The organism is Herbaspirillum sp. 1130 (genome assembly GCF_017833835.1).
Classification (GTDB): domain Bacteria; phylum Pseudomonadota; class Gammaproteobacteria; order Burkholderiales; family Burkholderiaceae_D; genus Herbaspirillum; species Herbaspirillum huttiense.
Map to the genome: position 1 here is coordinate 123,853 of NZ_JAFICQ010000005.1, position 17,200 is coordinate 141,052.

At 63.0% G+C, this 17,200-nt stretch carries 15 protein-coding genes; 6 read left to right on the forward strand and 9 right to left on the reverse strand.

The window, feature by feature from the left end:
• Window positions 1–25: 25 nt before the first annotated feature.
• From JOD78_RS22020 to JOD78_RS22030, 3 genes are all read right to left on the reverse strand, one after another.
• Window positions 26–1,219 carry an ABC transporter substrate-binding protein gene (locus tag JOD78_RS22020; RefSeq protein ID WP_121041230.1) on the reverse strand — a complete coding sequence of 398 codons (1,194 nt, stop codon included), beginning with the start codon at window positions 1,217–1,219 and terminating at the stop codon, window positions 26–28.
• A gap of 574 nt (window positions 1,220–1,793) precedes the next feature.
• A complete protein-coding gene (locus JOD78_RS22025; RefSeq protein WP_121041228.1) occupies window positions 1,794–3,287 on the reverse strand; it encodes a CoA-acylating methylmalonate-semialdehyde dehydrogenase in 1,494 nt (497 codons plus the stop codon).
• Between the two features lie 35 nt (window positions 3,288–3,322).
• On the reverse strand, window positions 3,323–4,651 hold the full coding sequence (locus JOD78_RS22030; RefSeq protein ID WP_121041226.1) for an aspartate aminotransferase family protein: 1,329 nt from the start codon (window positions 4,649–4,651) through the stop codon (window positions 3,323–3,325).
• 336 nt (window positions 4,652–4,987) lie between these two features.
• Between JOD78_RS22030 and JOD78_RS22035 the strand changes: the two genes are divergently transcribed.
• Window positions 4,988–6,406, forward strand: a complete 1,419-nt coding sequence (locus tag JOD78_RS22035; protein WP_121041224.1) for a PLP-dependent aminotransferase family protein — start codon at window positions 4,988–4,990, stop codon at window positions 6,404–6,406.
• Between the two features lie 6 nt (window positions 6,407–6,412).
• Here JOD78_RS22035 and JOD78_RS22040 read toward each other — a convergent pair whose 3' ends face one another.
• The gene (locus tag JOD78_RS22040; RefSeq protein ID WP_209569541.1) at window positions 6,413–7,345 is read right to left on the reverse strand and encodes a DMT family transporter; all 933 of its coding nucleotides are present in this window, start codon (window positions 7,343–7,345) and stop codon (window positions 6,413–6,415) included.
• Window positions 7,346–7,438: 93 nt separating this feature from the next.
• Between JOD78_RS22040 and JOD78_RS22045 the strand changes: the two genes are divergently transcribed.
• From JOD78_RS22045 to JOD78_RS22060, 4 genes are all read left to right on the forward strand, one after another.
• On the forward strand, window positions 7,439–8,374 hold the full coding sequence (locus JOD78_RS22045) for a LysR family transcriptional regulator (RefSeq protein WP_209569539.1): 936 nt from the start codon (window positions 7,439–7,441) through the stop codon (window positions 8,372–8,374).
• A complete protein-coding gene (locus JOD78_RS22050) occupies window positions 8,375–9,895 on the forward strand; it encodes a GNAT family N-acetyltransferase (RefSeq protein WP_209569537.1) in 1,521 nt (506 codons plus the stop codon).
• A 112-nt stretch (window positions 9,896–10,007) separates the two neighbouring features.
• Window positions 10,008–10,424, forward strand: a complete 417-nt coding sequence (locus JOD78_RS22055) for a hypothetical protein (protein ID WP_134040184.1) — start codon at window positions 10,008–10,010, stop codon at window positions 10,422–10,424.
• 35 nt (window positions 10,425–10,459) lie between these two features.
• Window positions 10,460–11,107 (forward strand): HAD family phosphatase, encoded by a 648-nt coding sequence (locus JOD78_RS22060; RefSeq protein WP_209569535.1) that lies wholly within the window; start codon window positions 10,460–10,462, stop codon window positions 11,105–11,107.
• A gap of 6 nt (window positions 11,108–11,113) precedes the next feature.
• Here JOD78_RS22060 and JOD78_RS22065 read toward each other — a convergent pair whose 3' ends face one another.
• The 4 genes from JOD78_RS22065 to JOD78_RS22080 all read right to left on the reverse strand — a co-directional run bounded on the left by JOD78_RS22065 (window position 11,114) and on the right by JOD78_RS22080 (window position 15,547).
• Entirely contained in the window at window positions 11,114–12,682 is a 1,569-nt protein-coding gene (locus JOD78_RS22065; RefSeq protein WP_134134184.1) for a methyl-accepting chemotaxis protein, read from the reverse strand.
• Between the two features lie 490 nt (window positions 12,683–13,172).
• Window positions 13,173–13,904, reverse strand: coding sequence for a DsbA family protein (locus tag JOD78_RS22070; protein ID WP_209569533.1), 732 nt, complete (start codon window positions 13,902–13,904; stop codon window positions 13,173–13,175).
• Between the two features lie 76 nt (window positions 13,905–13,980).
• The gene (locus tag JOD78_RS22075; RefSeq protein WP_204726785.1) at window positions 13,981–14,592 is read right to left on the reverse strand and encodes an NAD(P)-dependent oxidoreductase; all 612 of its coding nucleotides are present in this window, start codon (window positions 14,590–14,592) and stop codon (window positions 13,981–13,983) included.
• A 58-nt stretch (window positions 14,593–14,650) separates the two neighbouring features.
• Window positions 14,651–15,547 (reverse strand): MBL fold metallo-hydrolase, encoded by an 897-nt coding sequence (locus JOD78_RS22080; RefSeq protein ID WP_121041209.1) that lies wholly within the window; start codon window positions 15,545–15,547, stop codon window positions 14,651–14,653.
• A gap of 125 nt (window positions 15,548–15,672) precedes the next feature.
• Here JOD78_RS22080 and JOD78_RS22085 point away from each other — a divergent pair, with 125 nt between their 5' ends.
• Window positions 15,673–16,611 carry a LysR family transcriptional regulator gene (locus JOD78_RS22085; RefSeq protein WP_039783005.1) on the forward strand — a complete coding sequence of 313 codons (939 nt, stop codon included), beginning with the start codon at window positions 15,673–15,675 and terminating at the stop codon, window positions 16,609–16,611.
• 10 nt (window positions 16,612–16,621) lie between these two features.
• On the opposite strand, the gene JOD78_RS22090 is transcribed toward JOD78_RS22085, so the two are convergent.
• Window positions 16,622–17,182, reverse strand: a complete 561-nt coding sequence (locus tag JOD78_RS22090; RefSeq protein WP_034340603.1) for a PAS and helix-turn-helix domain-containing protein — start codon at window positions 17,180–17,182, stop codon at window positions 16,622–16,624.
• Between the last annotated feature and the right edge of the window lie 18 nt (window positions 17,183–17,200).

Genomic DNA, 17,200 nt, shown 5'->3' on the forward strand with positions numbered 1-17,200 from the left:
GGCCCTGAACCTCAAGCCAGAGCCATCACAGCTTGCACTGCGTCTTCTCCAGCGGCAGGAAGGACTTGCCGGAGGAAACGATGTCGGCATAGTCATTCTTGTTGGCCATCTTCGCCTTGGCCTTGCCCTTGAGCAGGTAGTAGTTCTTGATGACCTGGTGGTCGCCCTTGCGGATTTCCTCGGTGCCGGTCAGGCCCTCGTACTTCATGCCTTCCATGGCCGCGATCACCGCCTTGGGATCGGTGCTGTTGGCCTTGATGATGGCGTCCAGGATGATCTTGGTACAGATGTAGGAACCGGCCAGGCTGTAGTTGGGATCGATCTTGAGATTGTCGTTGACCAGCTTGACGAATTCCTTGTTGAAGGGCGAATCGATGGCGTGCCAGTACTGCGCGCCGAAGTAGACGCCATCGCAGATATCGGCCCCCAGGGTCTCGAACTGTTCCAGTCCCGAGGCCCAGGCCATGAGGATGGTGCAGTTGTTCTTCATGCCGAAGCTGACCGCCTGGCGCAGCGTGTCCGAGGATTGCGAACCGAAGTTGAGCAGCAGCAGCACGTCCGGCTTGGCCGCCATGGCATTGGTGAGATAGCCGGAGAATTCCTTCTCGGTCAGCGAGTGGTAGCTGTTGCCCACATGTTCGATGCCCTTTTCCTTGAAGATGTTCTTGGCCGCCGACAGCAGGCCTTCGCCGAATACATATTGCGGCGTGATGGTGTACCAGCGCTTGGCATTGGGCAGCTTCTCCAGCAGCGGACGCACGGTCTGTTCGATGGCCCCGAAGGTCGGTACCGACCAGCGGAAGGTGGCGCGGTTGCAATCGCTGCCGGTGATCTCGTCGGCCCCGGCGGTGGTGATGAAGACTGCGCCGGCCTTGTCGGCTTCCTTGCCCATGGCCAGCGCTTCGCCGGAGAGGATGCCGCCGGCGAAGAAGCGCGTGCCCTTCTCGATGGTTTCCTGCATCTTGCGCACCGCCGTGGCGGGCTTGCCTTCGGTGTCCAGAGTCACGTAGCTGGTGCTCTTGCCCAGTACCTTGCCGTACTTCTGCAGGGCCAGCTTCATGCCCATGTCGGCGAACTTGCCGTTGGCGGCGAAGGGGCCGGACATCGGCACCGGACAGCCGAAGGCAATGCTCTCGGCCTGGGCAAACACGTCGTGGTAGCTCAGTGCGCCGGGTGCGGCCAGTGCGGACAGTTTCAGGAAATTGCGACGGCTGATCATGCTTGTTTCTCCCTCGAAGCTTACGATTGACAGATGACATCCATGGAATTGCGCAATGCTGCAGTACTGCCCGTCAACGCAAGTTCCATGCCCGTGCTTCCCGAAAAACTAAGGAAAGCCGGGCAGGGATGATTTGCATGGACGTGTGGAATCCTCCGCCACGAACCGGCGGAAAAGGGTGGGTCAACAGGGTCGCACCGTCTTGCGCAGCCGCTGCAATACGGGACGTGACAAGCCGTAAACGCTTTTGCGGCGCGCCTTTGCGCCGCATGGCGTGAGCCGTCATGGGGCTCCTCCTGCCGCTCCGCAGAGCGTGTCTCCAAATGTGGTTTGCCGTTCTCCCGTGCTGCCGGTGTGTCTCCACCGGTCGTCCACGACGGTCTGGTTTTCTAAGGTTTGCTGCTTTTGGTGCAAGCCCGCATTTGACTTCCTGCGGGCTGGGGATGGCTGATCGTTTCTGCACCTTGCCTGACGTTTTCTGCACCAACACCGTCTGGGCAGGGCGGGACAGGCCCTTCATGATACGCACCCGCCAAAGAAAAACGGCATGAAAATTTCATGCCGTTGATCCTGTTTATTTCATCTGCGGGAACGCGAATTCCGCACCGGCACTTGCCGTATTGGGCCAGCGCTGCATCACTGCCTTGGCCCGGGTGTAGAAGCGTACGCCCTCCGGTCCGTACATGTGATGGTCGCCGAAGAGACTGCGCTTCCAGCCACCGAAGCTGCTGAAGGCCATCGGCACCGGCAGCGGCACGTTGACCCCCACCATGCCCACTTCGATCTGGCGCACGAACTCGCGCGCCACGCCGCCGTCACGGGTATAGACCGCCACGCCGTTGCCGTACTCATGTGCATTGATCAGTTCGACTGCGCTGGCGATGTCGGGGCAGCGCAGCACGCACAGCACCGGTCCGAAAATCTCTTCCTTGTACACCGTCATCTCGGGCGTCACATGGTCGAGCAGCGTGCCGCCGACGAAGAAGCCCTTCTCAAAACCAGGCACCTGGTAGCCACGGCCATCCACCACCAGCGTCGCGCCTTCTTCCACACCACGGCCGATGAGGCCTTCGATGCGTTCCTTGGCAGCCGCGGTCACCACCGGACCCATCTCGGCACCGGCCGCCATGCCTTCGTTGATCTTCAGGTTGCGCGCACGCTCGGCCAGTGCGGCCACCAGTTCATCACCGGCGCTGCCCACGGCCACCGCCACCGAGATCGCCATGCAGCGCTCGCCGGCCGAGCCGTAAGCCGCGCCCATCAGGGCATCCACGGCCAGCTGCATGTCGGCGTCGGGCATGACCACCATGTGGTTCTTGGCACCGCCCAGGGCTTGCACGCGCTTGCCCTTGGCCGAGCCACGGGCATAGATGTATTCGGCAATCGGGGTCGAGCCGACGAAGCTGATGGCCTTGACCTGCGGATGATCGAGCAGGGCATCGACGGTCACCTTGTCGCCCTGGATGACGTTGAAGACGCCATCGGGCAGGCCGGCTTCCTGCAGCAGGTCGGCGATCAGCAGCGCAGCCGAGGGATCGCGCTCGGAGGGCTTCAACACGAAGCAGTTGCCACAGGCAATGGCGATGGGGAACATCCACATCGGCACCATGGCCGGGAAGTTGAACGGCGTGATGCCGGCCACCACGCCCAGCGCCTGGCGCATCGACCAGGCGTCGATGCCACGGGCGATCTGGTCGGTGTATTCCCCCTTGAGCATCTGCGGGATACCGGCGGCGAACTCGACGATCTCGATGCCGCGCGCCACTTCACCCTGGGCATCCGAGAAGGTCTTGCCGTGCTCGCGCACGATGATGCGGGCGAAGTCGTCGGCGCGCTGCTGGATCAGGTGCAGGAAGCGGAACAGTACGCGCGCGCGGGTCAGCGGCGGGGTGTTGGACCAGGCCGGGAAGGCGGCCACACCGGCCTTCACCGCCGCATCGACCTCGTCGGCCGTGCCCAGCGCAACCTGCGCCACCGGCACGCCCTGGGCCGGGTTGAAGACATCGGCGTAGCGCCCGCTTTGGGTATCGACGCGCTTGCCGCCGATGTAGTGTGCAATCTTTTCCATGAATCTTTCTTGCGTCATTGCTTGGGTGAAGGGGATCAGGCCAGGGTCTTGAGGATGGCCGCCAGCTTGCCGAACAGTTCGTCGATCTGCTGCTTGTTGATGATCAGCGGCGGCGACAGGGCGATGATGTCGCCGGTGACGCGGATCAGGATGCCGTCATTGAAGGCGCGCACGAAGGCGTCATAGGCGCGGGCACCGACGCGGCCGGGAATGGAGGACAGCTCGATGCCGGCGATGAGGCCAATGGTGCGCACGTCGATCACGTGCGGCAGGCCGCGCAGGGCATGCGCCGCTTCCTGGAAATAGTCCGACACGGCTTGCGCATTTTCCAGCACGCCTTCGGTCTGGAACACTTCCAGCGAGGCCAGGCCGGCGGCGCAGGCCAGCGGGTGGCCGGAGTAGGTGTAGCCGTGGAACAGCTCGATGCCGTCCGGACCGTTCATGAAGGCGTCGTGGATTTCCTTCTTCACGAACACCGCGCCCATCGGCACCACGCCGTTGGTGAGGCCCTTGGCGGTGGTGAAGATATCCGGTTCGACATCGAAGTAGTCGGACGCAAAGGGCGTCCCCAGGCGGCCGAAGCCGGTGATGACTTCATCGAAGATCAACAGGATGCCGTGCTTGGTGCAGATTTCGCGCAGGCGCTTCAGGTATCCCTTGGGCGGGATCAGCACGCCGGTGGAGCCGGCCACCGGTTCCACGATCACGGCGGCGATGTTGGAGGCGTCGTGCAGGGTGACCAGGCGTTCGAGCTCATCGGCCAGGTGCGCGCCGTATTCCGGCTCGCCCTTGGTGAAGGCGTTCTTTTCCAGGTTGTGGGTATGCGGCAGGTGGTCCACGCCCGGCAGCAATGCTGTGCTGAAGGTCTTGCGGTTGCCGCCGATGCCGCCCACCGACATGCCGCCGAAGCCCACGCCGTGATAGCCGCGCTCGCGGCCGATCAGGCGGGTGCGAGTGGCGTTGCCCTTGGCGCGATGATAGGCCAGGGCGATCTTGAGGGCCGTATCCACCGCTTCCGAGCCGGAGCCGGTGTAGAACACGTTGGCGAAGCGGTTGCCGGTATAGGCCTTGAGGCGCTCGGCCAGTTCGAAGGCGCTCGGGTGGCCGAGCTGGAAGGAGGGCGCGTAGTCCAGCGTGGCCACGGACTTCTGCACGGCCGACACGATCTTGGGATGGGCGTGGCCCAGCGGCACGCACCACAGGCCCGCAGTGCCGTCCAGGATGCTGTTGCCGGCATCGTCGCGGTAGTGCATGCCTTCGGCGGACACCAGCATGCGCGGCGCGGCCTTGAAGTTGCGGTTGGCAGTGAAGGGCATCCAGTAGGCCGACAGGCCGGAGGGATGCGTTTGGTCTTGGCTGGACATGGCAGGCACCGTGAAAAAGGGAAATGTCTGGAAAAAATCGGGAGTGCTTGATTATTGCCAGACAGCGCCCGTATTGTTAGCTACACTTTTGATTTTCGCTGGAAACTGTATTGGTCTGTGGGGCAAACTGTATTGCTCCGTCCGGTGAGAAGCGTGTGCTTCGGTCACGTAGCCTGGTTATTGATTATCCCTTTATCTATAGGGGATTCGGCCTGATCAGGGTGGTTCGGAGTCAGCATGACAGTGACCAATACAGTTCAGGATTTCTGCTTACACTTTGGTGGACGGGAGCAATGCACTCGCCGGTCCGCCCGATACACTCTGAGAAAGGACGCCATGGCCAAGCCCGCCAGCGCGCCACTGCAACTGGATTTGAAACGCAAGACAGCCGCCCGCCTGGTGGAGCAGGTGACCGATGGCCTGGCCGGGCTGATCGAGTCCGGCGAATTGCGCTCCGGCGAGCGCCTGCCTTCGGTGCGCCAGTTCGCGCAGCATCACGACATCGGCTCTTCCACCGTGGTGGAGGCTTATGAGCAGCTGGTGGCGCGCGGCATGCTGCAGGCCCGGCGCGGCGCGGGGTTCTTCGTGGCTGCGCGGGCCGGGCAATCCGGGGCACGTGCGGTGTTCGTGCCGCCCGAGCCGGTGATCGACTCGGCCTGGCTGCTCTCGGAAATGTTTGCCGATGAGCGCGTGCCCATCAAGGCCGGCTGCGGCTGGCTGCCCGGCAAGTGGCTCAACGATGAAGGCCTGCACCAGGCCGAGCGCCGCATCATCCGCTCGCCCGGTGCACAGCAGGTCGGCTATGGCCATCCCTATGGCTACGCCCCGCTGCGCCAGCTCATCACGCAGTTCCTCGGCCACTGGGCGCTGGAGCTGGGCATCGAGCAGGTGCTGACCACGCACGGGGCCACGCAGGCGCTGGACCTGATCATCCGCACCATGACCCAGCCGGGCGATACGGTGATGATCGATGATCCCGGCTATTGCAACCTGATTGCGATGCTGCGTCTGGCGGGCTTGAACGTGATCGGCGTGCCGCGTACGCCTGGCGGGGTGGACACGGACATGCTGGAGACGCTGGCGCGCCAGCATCATCCCAAGATGTTCTTCACCACCAGCGTGCTGCAGAACCCGACCGGCACGTCCTACACGCCGGCCTGCGCCATGCGCGTGCTGCAGACGGCCGAGCGCTATGGTTTCTGGGTGGTGGAGGACGACATCTTCCGTGAACTGGGGCAGGCCACCGATCCCATGCTGGCTGCGCTGGATGGACTGCAGCGGGTGATCTACGTGGGCAGTTATTCCAAGACCATCGCCCCTTCGCTGCGGGTGGGCTATATCGCCTGCCAGCGCGAACTGGCGCGGCAGATCGTGCATACCAAGATGGTCCTGACGCTGACCAATTCGGAGATCAACGAGCGGCTGGTGCACAACGTGCTCACCGAAGGGCATCACCGGCGCCATGTGCAGACGCTCAATGCGACCCTGCTCAATGCACAGTCCACCCTGAACGCCAAGCTCACCGAAGTGGGCCTGACGCCCTTCACGGCGGCGCGTGGCGGCATGTTCAGCTGGGCCACCATCGAGGGCTGCGAACTGTCAGCGCGCGAGATCGCGGACCGGGCGCGGCAGAAGGGCATCTGGCTGGCACCGGGGGATTTCTTCCACCTGTCGGCACCGCACAAGACCAGCTTCCGCTTCAATGTGGGGTATGCGGATGTGCCGGAGTTGTTTGATTTTTTGCGGGGGTTGTAGGCTGCGCTAGGTGGAATGGGTACGCGGACGCAGCACCCACCCCGTGGCCCCCACGATCAGCAAGCCACCCATCCAGCCCTGCAGGGACATCTGTTCCTTCATCCACACCACCGCGATGAGCGCCCCCCACAGCGGCTCGCTGCCCATCAGCAGGGCCACCCGTGACGCACTGGTGCGTGCGGCCGCATGGTTCTGTACGAAGAAGGCCACGATGGTACACAGCAAGACCAGAAACGCCATCGCCCACCAGAAGGAGGCGCTGGCCGGAAGGGGCATCCAGCGCTGACCCGGCAGCACCGCCATGAGTACCAGCGATCCCGCCGTCATGACACCCATCTGCACCGCCGTCAGCGTGAGTGCGGGCAAGCCGAATCGCAGGCCCTGGCGGCGTGTCAGGCACACCATCACGCCGCGCAGCAGTGCGGCCAGCACCATCAGCGCGTCGCCCCAGCTCAGGTGCGAGAGCGTGATGCCATCCTGGAATGCCAGCAAGGCAGCGCCCACAAACGACAGTGCGCACGCAATCAGCGCCGAACGCTCGGGCCGCTGGCCCAGCAGCAGCCACTCGCACCATGGTGTGAAGACGACGCACAGGCTGATCAGGAAGGCAGCATTGGAGGCCGTCGTCAACGAGACGCCGACAGTCTCGCAGATGAAGATGGCCAGCAGGACCATACCCAACACGAGCGCCCCCGCCAGCGATCTCTTCCACGCGGGAACGGAAGTGATGCTGCGCAAGGCAGGTGCCAGCAGGAGAAACGTCAGGCCAAACCGCAGCACCAGAAACTGCAGCACCGGCAATTGCTCCGTGGCGATCTTCGCGGCGCTGTAGCTGCCGCCCCAGATCACGGCGACCAGCAGCAGCGCCCATTCAACAGGATTGAGTCGCAGCAGGGTTGGCGGACGGGCGGGGGCGTGCAGCAGGGAGGTCTTGTTCATGAGGTCTCATCGTGGCGTTGGGCGGAGCTGGTGTATTGTCTTGGGACCGATGAGACCTGACTAGCCAGGAACGAAGAACAGGAGTTGTGCCGCATGAGAACAAATGAGTTGGCCGAGGTACTGCATGAGCTGGTCACGTTCGTGCAAGTGGTGGACGCCGGCAGCTTTTCGGCAGCGGCGCGCCAGCAGGGCATGACGCCCTCGGCCGTGAGCCGCCAGGTGGCCCGTCTGGAAAAGATGATGGGCGTGGCGCTGTTCCAGCGCACCACCCGCCAGTTGCGCCTGACTGAAGCCGGACTGGACGTGCTGGAGCACGGACGCAAGATGGTGGCCGCCGCACGCGCCACCATGCTGGCGGCCGAAGGCCATGCCGGCACGCCCAGGGGGCTGGTCAGGATGAGCGCCCCCAAGGCCGTCTCACGCCATCTGCTGCAGCCGGTGCTGCTGCAATTCCTGGCCCGCTATCCGGACGTGGATGTGCATCTGATGGTGGTGGACCGGCTGGTCGATCCGCTGCGTGAAGGTGTCGACCTGGTCATCCGCCTGACCGATACGCCGCCGCCAGGGATGGTGGCGCGGCCATTGCTGCCGGTCAGCCAGTGCCTGCTGGCGAGCCCGGATTATCTTGCAAGCCGTGGCGCGATCCATCACCCGGAAGACCTGATGAGCCATAGTTGCCTCACGCTGGGGGAGGAGGAACGCGATAATCGCTGGCGTTTCCTTTCCGGCACCCAGGCGGCAGAGATCATCGTGACTGGACGATGTGCGGTCAATCACAGCGAAATGCGTCTGGCGGCCATTGAAGCCGGCTTGGGCGTGGGGTGTGTGCCGGACTTCGTGGCCAGGGAGTCCCTGGCGGCCGGGCGTGTCGTCCGCCTTTTGCCGGAGTGGACTGTCGATAGCAACTATCAGGGCGTGGCCTATTTGCTCTTTCCGGCGTCGCGCCATATCGCGCCCAAGATGCGGGTGCTCATTGATTATTTGGTGGAGGCGTTGCAGGCGCGCGCCACGGATCAGGAGACGGCTTGAATGGACACCGCGATCATGCTCCGGACATCTCGCCTGACCCTGAGTTCACCGTCGCATCAGGATGCGCCGGAATTGCTTGCCTACTACGTGCGCAACAGACTCCACCTGAAACCGTGGGAGCCGGAAAGATCCGGCAGCTTCTTTACCCTGGACAGCATGGAAAAACGCATCCACGACATGGCCTGCGCAATGGACGCCGGACAGGCATTGCACCTGGTCCTGCGCGACAACGCGACCGGTGCCATGGTGGGCGAGTGCGGATTCACCAATATCGTCCGCGGCCCGTTCCAGGCCTGCCATCTCGGCTTTTCGCTCGATCACGCAGCGCAAGGCCGGGGCCTGATGCAGGAAGCCCTGTCGCAGGCCATCGGCCATGTCTTTTCGCAGCTTGGCCTGCATCGCATCATGGCCAACACGCGCACCGAGAACAGGCGCAGTCAGGCCCTGCTGCAGCGCCTGGGATTCCAGCAGGAAGGGCATGCGCGTGACTATCTGAAGATTGATGGCCGATGGCGGGATCATGTCCTGCATTACCTGATCAATCCGGCGGACCGGCGCCACTTCAATCCCGATCATTACCTGCAGACCGAGGCCGGGCGCCATTTCACGATGGAACGCAATGCCGCTGCCTGGGAGCGCCTGTACAGCGAGCTGGCAGAGTCGCTCAAGGCAGCACCCCGCGAGCTCGTCATGGTGATGGGCGTTCAGGGCTCGGGAAAATCAACGTGGGTCGGCAGACGGCTCGCATCGCCGCAGCAGTGCATTCATGTCGACGCAACGTTTGCTACCGCGCAGCGCCGTGCGCGCGTGATCGGTGTGGCGCAGGCGGCCGGCGTACCTGTCTCGGCGGTATGGGTACGCGTCAGCCTGGCTACTGCACTGGCCCGCAATGCGAACCGGCCTGAGGATGAGGTAATACCGGCGGACGCGATTGCCAACGTCTTCCATCTTTTCGAGCCGCCGTTGCTGGCGGAAGGGTTTGCTGCGATACAGATTTTGGACGAAGCATTCAATCTTGTGCAGGAGGAGCGGGCCACGGCCGAAGAGGACGCTGTCTTTCGTCTTCAAGCCCCGGACCTGCGAAGCCTGCGGCGCGAACGCGTGCGCATCGTGCGTTGGCTTCGGCAATGGCTCCCCGATGCCGAGGTGCGCGAAGTCGGCAGTACGGCGGTGCCAGGTGTGATTGGAAAGCAGGATCTGGATTTTGCCGTCAAGGTGACGGCGGACAAGTTCGAGGAGGCGAGGACCACGCTCGACAAGCATTTCGCCCGCAATCCCGATCAGCTATCTGACGACTGTATCCAGGGATACAAAGTGGCGTCTTCCGTGGATCTTGCGCTGCAACTGATCGTCCGCGACAGCGCTTACGACATGTTCGATGCCTTCCTCGGTCTGCTCAGGCAAGATGCGGTGCTCAGAGCTGATTACAATCAGCTCAAGAGACAGTGGGATGGACAACCCATGCAGGCTTATCGGCAGGCCAAAGCAGCCTTCATTGCCCGGGCACTCTCCCTGTCCTGATGCTGATTCATCACTACTGCAGGCGCAGTGAGAGATGTTTTGGAAGCCGGTGCTTACCTTGCCGGTGATTTTCGATAAGATGACGGCCATCCATTTTCGCTGACTCAGCCCCATGCCAACGCTGAATGAAGGAGCCAAAGAGGCTCGCCGAACGATCAAGCAGTTTCAGCACTATCTCAATTCGCCACGCCTTGTGCCCGATCAGTGCTACCGCATGTCCAGCGCGACGTACCCGCTGGTGTGCCACGTGAATCAGGTCACGGCGCTCTACCTGAGCAAGAATTACTGCGTCATTCCTTTATTCCTGCAGCGGGCGTACGAGCAACTCGGCAGGAGCACACCGGAGCGAGTCAGCGAACCTTATCGCGGGCTGGTGCATGATTATCTTGCGCATGTGGCGCAGTTCATCCTTGCTTACGATTGTCTGGCCGCTGATGAAAGGCACTTGGTGGAATTCATTCCCAAGCCATTGCTGGCTGCCGTACCGGGCCCCTTGCCCGAAGACCTGATGGTTCCAGGGGAGTTTTGACATCACATTTCCGGCCGTTGCCAAGGATTTTCACCATGACGTTTTCTGCACCAAGCCCCATCCGCGCCGTCGTCTTCGATTTCGGCGGCGTGCTCTTCGACTGGAACCCGCAGCACCTGTATCAGCAGCTGATCGCCGACGAGCAGCAGCGCAACCATTTCCTCACGCACATCTGTTCGCCCGACTGGAACGTACAGCAGGACGGTGGCCGCACGCTGGCGGACGGGACGGCGGATCTGGTCCGGCAGCATCCCGAATACGAAGCACTGATCCGTGCCTTCTACGGTCGCTGGACCGAGATGCTGCGCGGCCCGTTGCCGGAGGGCGTAGCGCTCTTGCGCGAACTGCATGCGCAGCAGGTGCCGGTATTCGGCCTCACCAACTGGTCGTCGGAAACCTATCCGCATGCGCGCGACCACCACGATTTCATGCAGTTGTTCCTCGATATCGTGGTCTCGGGCGAGGAGCGCTGCATCAAGCCCGAGCCGCGCATCTACCAGATCGCGCTGGAGCGCTATGCACGGCACCTGCCGGGCCTCAAGCCCGAAGAGCTGGTCTTCATCGATGATGTGCAAAAGAATATCGATGGGTGCCGGGCGCTGGGATGGCGCGGTATTCATCACGTGGATGTGACTGCTACACGGGCTGCATTGCGTGCGCTTGGTGTGCCGTGTCAGCTGTGACGACCATCAGGCAATCGCAAACACTTCCACCACACCACTGAGCCGCCGCGCCTGCGCCTGCAGTGCCTGCGACGCTGCTGCGGCCTGTTCCACCAGCGCCGCATTCTGTTGCGTGACCTGATCCATTTGCGAGATCGCATGGTTGATCTCGTGGATCCCCTTGCTCTGCTCGGCGCTGGAATCGCTGATGGCCCCGATCACCGACACCACCCGGTCGACGCTGGAGACAACATTGCTCATGCTCTCTCCCGCCCGGTTGACCAGCGCACTGCCGCTGGCGACCTTGTCCACCGAGTCGTCGATGAGCGTCTTGATCTCCTTGGCTGCCGACGAACTGCGTTGCGCGAGGCTGCGCACTTCCGACGCCACCACCGCGAAGCCACGACCTTGCTCGCCCGCGCGCGCGGCTTCCACGGCTGCATTCAGGGCAAGGATGTTGGTCTGGAAGGAAATGCCGTCGATGACGCTGATGATGTCCACGATTTTTTTGGACGAGTCCTCGATGGCCGCCATCGTCATCACCACATCCTTGACCAGCTGTCCGCTCTCGGCGGCCACCACCGAGGCTTCGGTGGCAAGCCGGTTGGCTTCGCCGGCGCTGTCGGCGTTCTGTTGCACCGTCGCCGTCAGCTGTTCCATCGCCGAGGCCGTCTCTTCCAGCGAGCTGGCTTGCTCTTCGGTGCGCGAGGAAAGGTCGAGATTGCCCGCAGCGATCTGGCTGCTGGCCGTTGCAATGGCATCCGTGCCGGAGCGGACTTCCCGCACGATCTCGCGCAAGCCGGTGTTCATGCTCTTCATCGACATCATCAGGCTGTTGGGAAGACGGCTGTCGGCATCCACCTCGCTGCGCAGGTCGCCTTGCGCGATCCGTGCCGCCAGCGCAGCGGCCACCGCTGGTTCTCCACCCAGCTGGCGCAGTACGCTTCTGGTGATGAGCACGGCAGCCACGATGCCGCTTGCCAGGGCCAGTACACCAAGTGCGATCAACAGCCTGCGCGCGGCCGCATAGACGGCCAGCGCCTCGTTTTTGGCATCGTCGTTGAGCTTGTCCTCGAAAGCGGACAGCTCGGCCAGCGCCTTGCGGCGTTCTGCCTGCATCTTGCCCAGCGGACCGTCCAGGATAGGCTTGAGTTCTTCACTCTTTTGCGCCTTGGCCAACTCGATCAGGCCCGAGACGACCGGTAGAATTTCCTTGCTCATCTTCTGGATCGCCACGAGGGAATTCTTTTCGGTCTCGGTGGTTTCTTGCAATTCCGTAAAGAGCTTGGCCAGTGCCGCTTCCGCTTGCGCATAGATGGTGATCTGCCGTTGCAGATTGTCGGCGTTGAGTTTCATGTCTTCCGGGGTCGTCGCCAGTCCGATCCCGCGCGAGGCCAGCGACTGCTCATAGGCCGCTGCACGCATGGTCGAGAGATGCAGGATCTCCACATTGTTGACTTCGGTGATGGACAGCAGTTGCTGGTTCACATCATCCAGTTTTTTCAGCGAGATGCCGACAATCAGAAGCATGAGCACGAGCACGCCGCCAAAGCCGAACTTGAGGCGCGAAGAAACCGTCAGACGGGTGAAATCCATACACACTCCAGTGAACACTTGCAGTTATTCGTAGTACGTTCCCGACGCCACCCCATGCAGGCAAGGGTGGACGATGTGGCGTTCTGATGCCACAGGCAACGTCGGGAAGTGCGGATCTTGATTCAGTGGAGTTGGGCGATTCCTGTGGGAACGCCGCCCGCCGTGAACTAAGGATGAAGACAAGGGATGCTGTTCTTTTCCCGGCGGGCCGGCCGCCTTCCCCGGGAAAACCGCACACTGTAGAGCAAACGCGCTTGTTTGATTAGCACCCAAAACTTAACGGCAGTCTTCAGAAAAAACGCCCAATGGATGGGCTGCGTGAAGCAGGGATGTGTGCCAGGACAAGATTGGACGGGGGCAGAAGAAGGATGCGATCGTGCCGTGACACGGCGGATCGGCAACCAGAGGAGGGGGCGAGGAGAGACAGAAGGTGCCTGCCGCGCAGGCTTGCGTGCGGCAGGTTTTGTCGGAGGACTGGACGAACGCCGGGTCAGTCGCAGCGGCCGGTCTGCAGATCACATTGCGCCAGCCCGTTGTCGGCTGCCGCAACGGCCGCGCCCGACGAGGCCGTTTCTTCACGCAGATAACTCGCCCACTCTTCCGGCTGCCCCAGCCAGCGCCCGGTATCGAGCACTTCCAGCGTATCGCCCCGCTGCAGCACGAAGGTCGGGAAGCCGCGTCCGCCTACATAGTTGAGCAGTTCACGGCTGGCCTCGATATGATTGGCCAGCTCTTCCTGTTCGATCCGCTGCATTTCGCCAGTGAAGGCAGCGGGCTCGATGCCCAGCGTCTGCGCCAGTTCCGTCAGCGTCGCCATGTCGGAGATGCGCCGCCCTTGCTGGTAATGCGCACGCTGGATCGCTGCCAGCATGTCCAGTCCTGCGGCCTCGCCCTTGAGCGCCTGTACCGCCAGCACGGCCGCAATCGGCGGGGCCGAGTCGAAGACCGCTTCGGTATCGCGCAGCAAACCGTTGAAGTAGGGCTCGCCAAACGCCTGTCCGGTCATCTGCGCGATGCGCTGATCGTGCGGCATCACGTAATCGCGCAGCTGCGCATCCACGCGTCGACGGTTGCGGCCGGCCATCATGCCGCCGCCGTGCGCCTGCACCGGCAGCACTGCGCGTGCCGCCGCCACCAGCGGCGCGGCACCGTAGCACCAGCCGCACAGCGGATCGTGGATGTAGTGAAGCACGGTGTCGTGCGGGGCGGCGGGGGTGGTCATGATGCGTTTTCCTCTTGAATGAATCGGCACAGGGCCTGACGTTTTCTGCACCGTCAGGCCCGTCAAGCGTAGTGGGTCAGTAGCCTACCGTGAAACGGGCACGCACGTGCTTCGGCTGTTCCAGCTCGTCCAGCAGGGCCACGGCGTAGTCCTCGTAGGAGATCCAGCTCTTGCCATCGGCACCGACCAGCAGTGCATCCTGGCCCAGGCGGAACTGGCCGGTACGCTCGCCGGCGATGAACAGCGCCGAGGGCGAAAGGAAGGTCCACTCCAGCTCGGTCTCTTCACGCAGGGCATTGAGGAAGTCACGGCCACCGGACGCCTCGGGCATGTATTCGGCGGGGAATTCCGGGGTATCGATGAGCGCCTTGCCCGGTGCGATTTCCAGGCTGCCGGCACCGCCGACCACGGCCAGGCGCTTGACGCCGGCTGCCTTCAGGGCCGGCAGGAGGTCGTCCGCACCGAAGGCCGTGAAGCGGCCGCTGGAGATGACGACGTCGGCACCCTTGATGGCGGTGGCCAGCGCAGCTGCGTCCTTGACGTCAGCCGAGACGGCAGTCACGCCGGTACGCTGGGCGATCTTGCCGGCGTCGCGGGCAATGGCGATGAGGTTGTGGCCGCGGCGCAGGGCTTCGTCCACGATGCGGGTGCCGACGTTGCCGGAGGCGCCGATGAGTGCGATTTTCATGGTGTTTCCTTTCTGGTGGAGAGGGAGGACAAACAGCTTCGGATCAATGCAGTTCAGATCAGGGCCACTTCATTTCACCCTTGATGACCTTGGCCGACAGCTCCAGCGAGCTGGTATCGCCCAGGTCAGGATAACGCTGCTTCATGGCGGCGATCAGGGCATTGCCATCGGCGGCCTTGGCGGCTTCCTGGTCGAAGGCCTTCAGGTAGTCGCGGGTGAAACGCACCGAGGCGATATCCAGCGGCGCACCGGCGGCATAGTGGCCGGGCACGACGACGGCCGGCTTGAGCTTCTCGATGCGGCCCAGCGTGCCGAGCCAGTCCAGGCGCGACTTCATGCTTTGCGTATCGGCCACCCATACGTGGATGTTGCCGGCCACCACCACGCCGCCAACCACGGCCTTGAGCGAGGGAATCCAGACGAAGCTGCGATCCGGCTGCGGGCCGTCCAGGCCGACGATTTCCAGCTTGCGGCCTTCCAGCGTCAGCGTCTTGCCCTTGAGCACTTCCGGCGTGATGGTGGCGCGGGGCGCGTTGTCACCCAGCTTGGGGCCCCAGTAGGCCAGCTTGCCGGCAGCCGTTTCCTTGATGTGTTCCACGGTCGGCGCGGAGGCCACGATCTTGGCGTCCGGGTAGGCGGCGTGCAGGGTTTCCAGGCCGAAGTAGTAATCCGGGTCGCCGTGGCTGATGTAGATGGTGGTCAGCTTCTTGCCACTGGCGCGGATCTTGTCCACGACCTGCTGCGCTTCGCGCTGGCCGAATTGCGCATCGACCAGGATCGCTTCGCGCTCACCCGTGACCAGCACCGAGCTGACCGGGAAGATGGCTTCCTTGCCGGGATTGTAGATGTCGAGCTTGAGCGGTGCGGCAGCCTGGACGGCCGCGCCCGAGAAGGCCAGCAGGCCGGTGACAGCGATGGCCAGCAGGGGACGCAGCAGGCGACGGGTGGAAAACATGGCGACTCCGGAAAGAGGTGGATGGGTGTCAGGAGCCGCCATCATAGGATCGCTTTTGATTTCGAAAAACAGCATAATCGATCACAGTTTGTTTCTGAAATCGTTCAAATGAAAAAGGGGCCCCGATGGATCGCCTGATGGCCATGCAGGTTTTCGTGACGGTGGTGGATGGCGGCAGCCTGTCGGCGGCGGCCGAGCAGCTGGACTTGTCGCGGCCGGTGGTGTCGCGCTACGTGGCCGAGCTGGAAGACTGGGTCGGTGCGCGCCTGCTGCATCGGACCACGCGGCGGCTCTCGCTCACGCCCGCCGGCAATGAATTGCTGCCGCGCTGCCGCCAGATGCTGGAGTATTCGGAGGACATGCGCCATGTTCTCGATACGCCCGATGAAACGCCGCGCGGGCTCCTGCGCATTACGACCAGTACCTCCTTTGCGCAGACCCAGCTGATCCAGGCCGTGGTCGAGTATGGCCGCCGCTATCCGGGGGTGGCAGTGGACCTGCTGGCGCTGGACCGCACCGTGAACCTGGTGGAAGAACGCATCGACCTGGCCATCCGCATGACCAACCGGCTGGAACCCAATCTGATTGCGCGTCCGCTGGGGGTCTGCCACTCGGTCATCTGCGCCACGCCGGATTACCTTGCGCGCCATGGCATGCCGCGCAAGGTGGAAGACCTGGCCTTGCACAATTGCCTGACGCATTCCTATGTGGGGCGCAGCCTGTGGCAGTTCGATCCGAAAAAGAAAAAAGCCCGGGCGGGCAAGGGCGCTGCCGCCGCGAAGATGAAGACGCAGACGCAAAGCGTGGCGGTGGGCGGCACGATCAGCGCCAATGAGGTGACGGTGTTGCTGCAGGCGGTGCTGGCCGGTGTGGGCATCGGCCACATGCCGGCCTATACGGTGGCGCCGCTGGTAGCCAGCGGCCAGCTGGTGCAATTGCTGCCCGATTACGAGCCTTTGCAGCTGGGCATCTATGGCGTCTATGCCTCGCGCAAGCACATGCCGGCGACCTTGCGCACGATGCTCGATTTCCTGGCGCAGCGTTTTGCGGGCCTGCCGTTCTGATCAAGGGTGATCAGGGCGTGATGCTCAGCAGCTTGTGCACCAGTTCGGAGGAGGTGGAAGCGGCGAACTTGCGCATCAGGCGGGCGCGATGCATTTCCACCGTGCGCGGGCTCAGTTCGACCTGGCGGGCGATGAGCTTGCTGGTCTTGCCTTCCACCAGCAGTGCGGCGATCTCGCGTTCGCGCGGGGTCAGGCCGGGCGCGATGGGACGTTTTGCACTGACATCCTCAAAGGTCCAGATACCGGCCGCGTGCGGGTTGTCGCGGTTGAGCGCATGGCCGGTGACGTGGCACCAGAACATTTCATCGTTGGAGCGCTTCATGATGCGCTCGTCCGAATAAAAGCCCTTTTCGTTCAGGATCGGCACCAGGCGCAGGCCGGTGCGTTCGAATTCGTCGGCGGTGGGGTAGATCTCCTGGAAGGAAGTCTGGCGCAGCGCATCGACCTCATAGCCGAACATGTCGGCCATGGCCAGGTTGGCCTGCTGGATCACGCGATTGTGCGAGACGCACATGCCGATGGGCGCGTGCATGAAAACCTGTTCGAAATCGATGGGGAGTGGCTGGGTCATGAGTTGCTGCAATGGTTG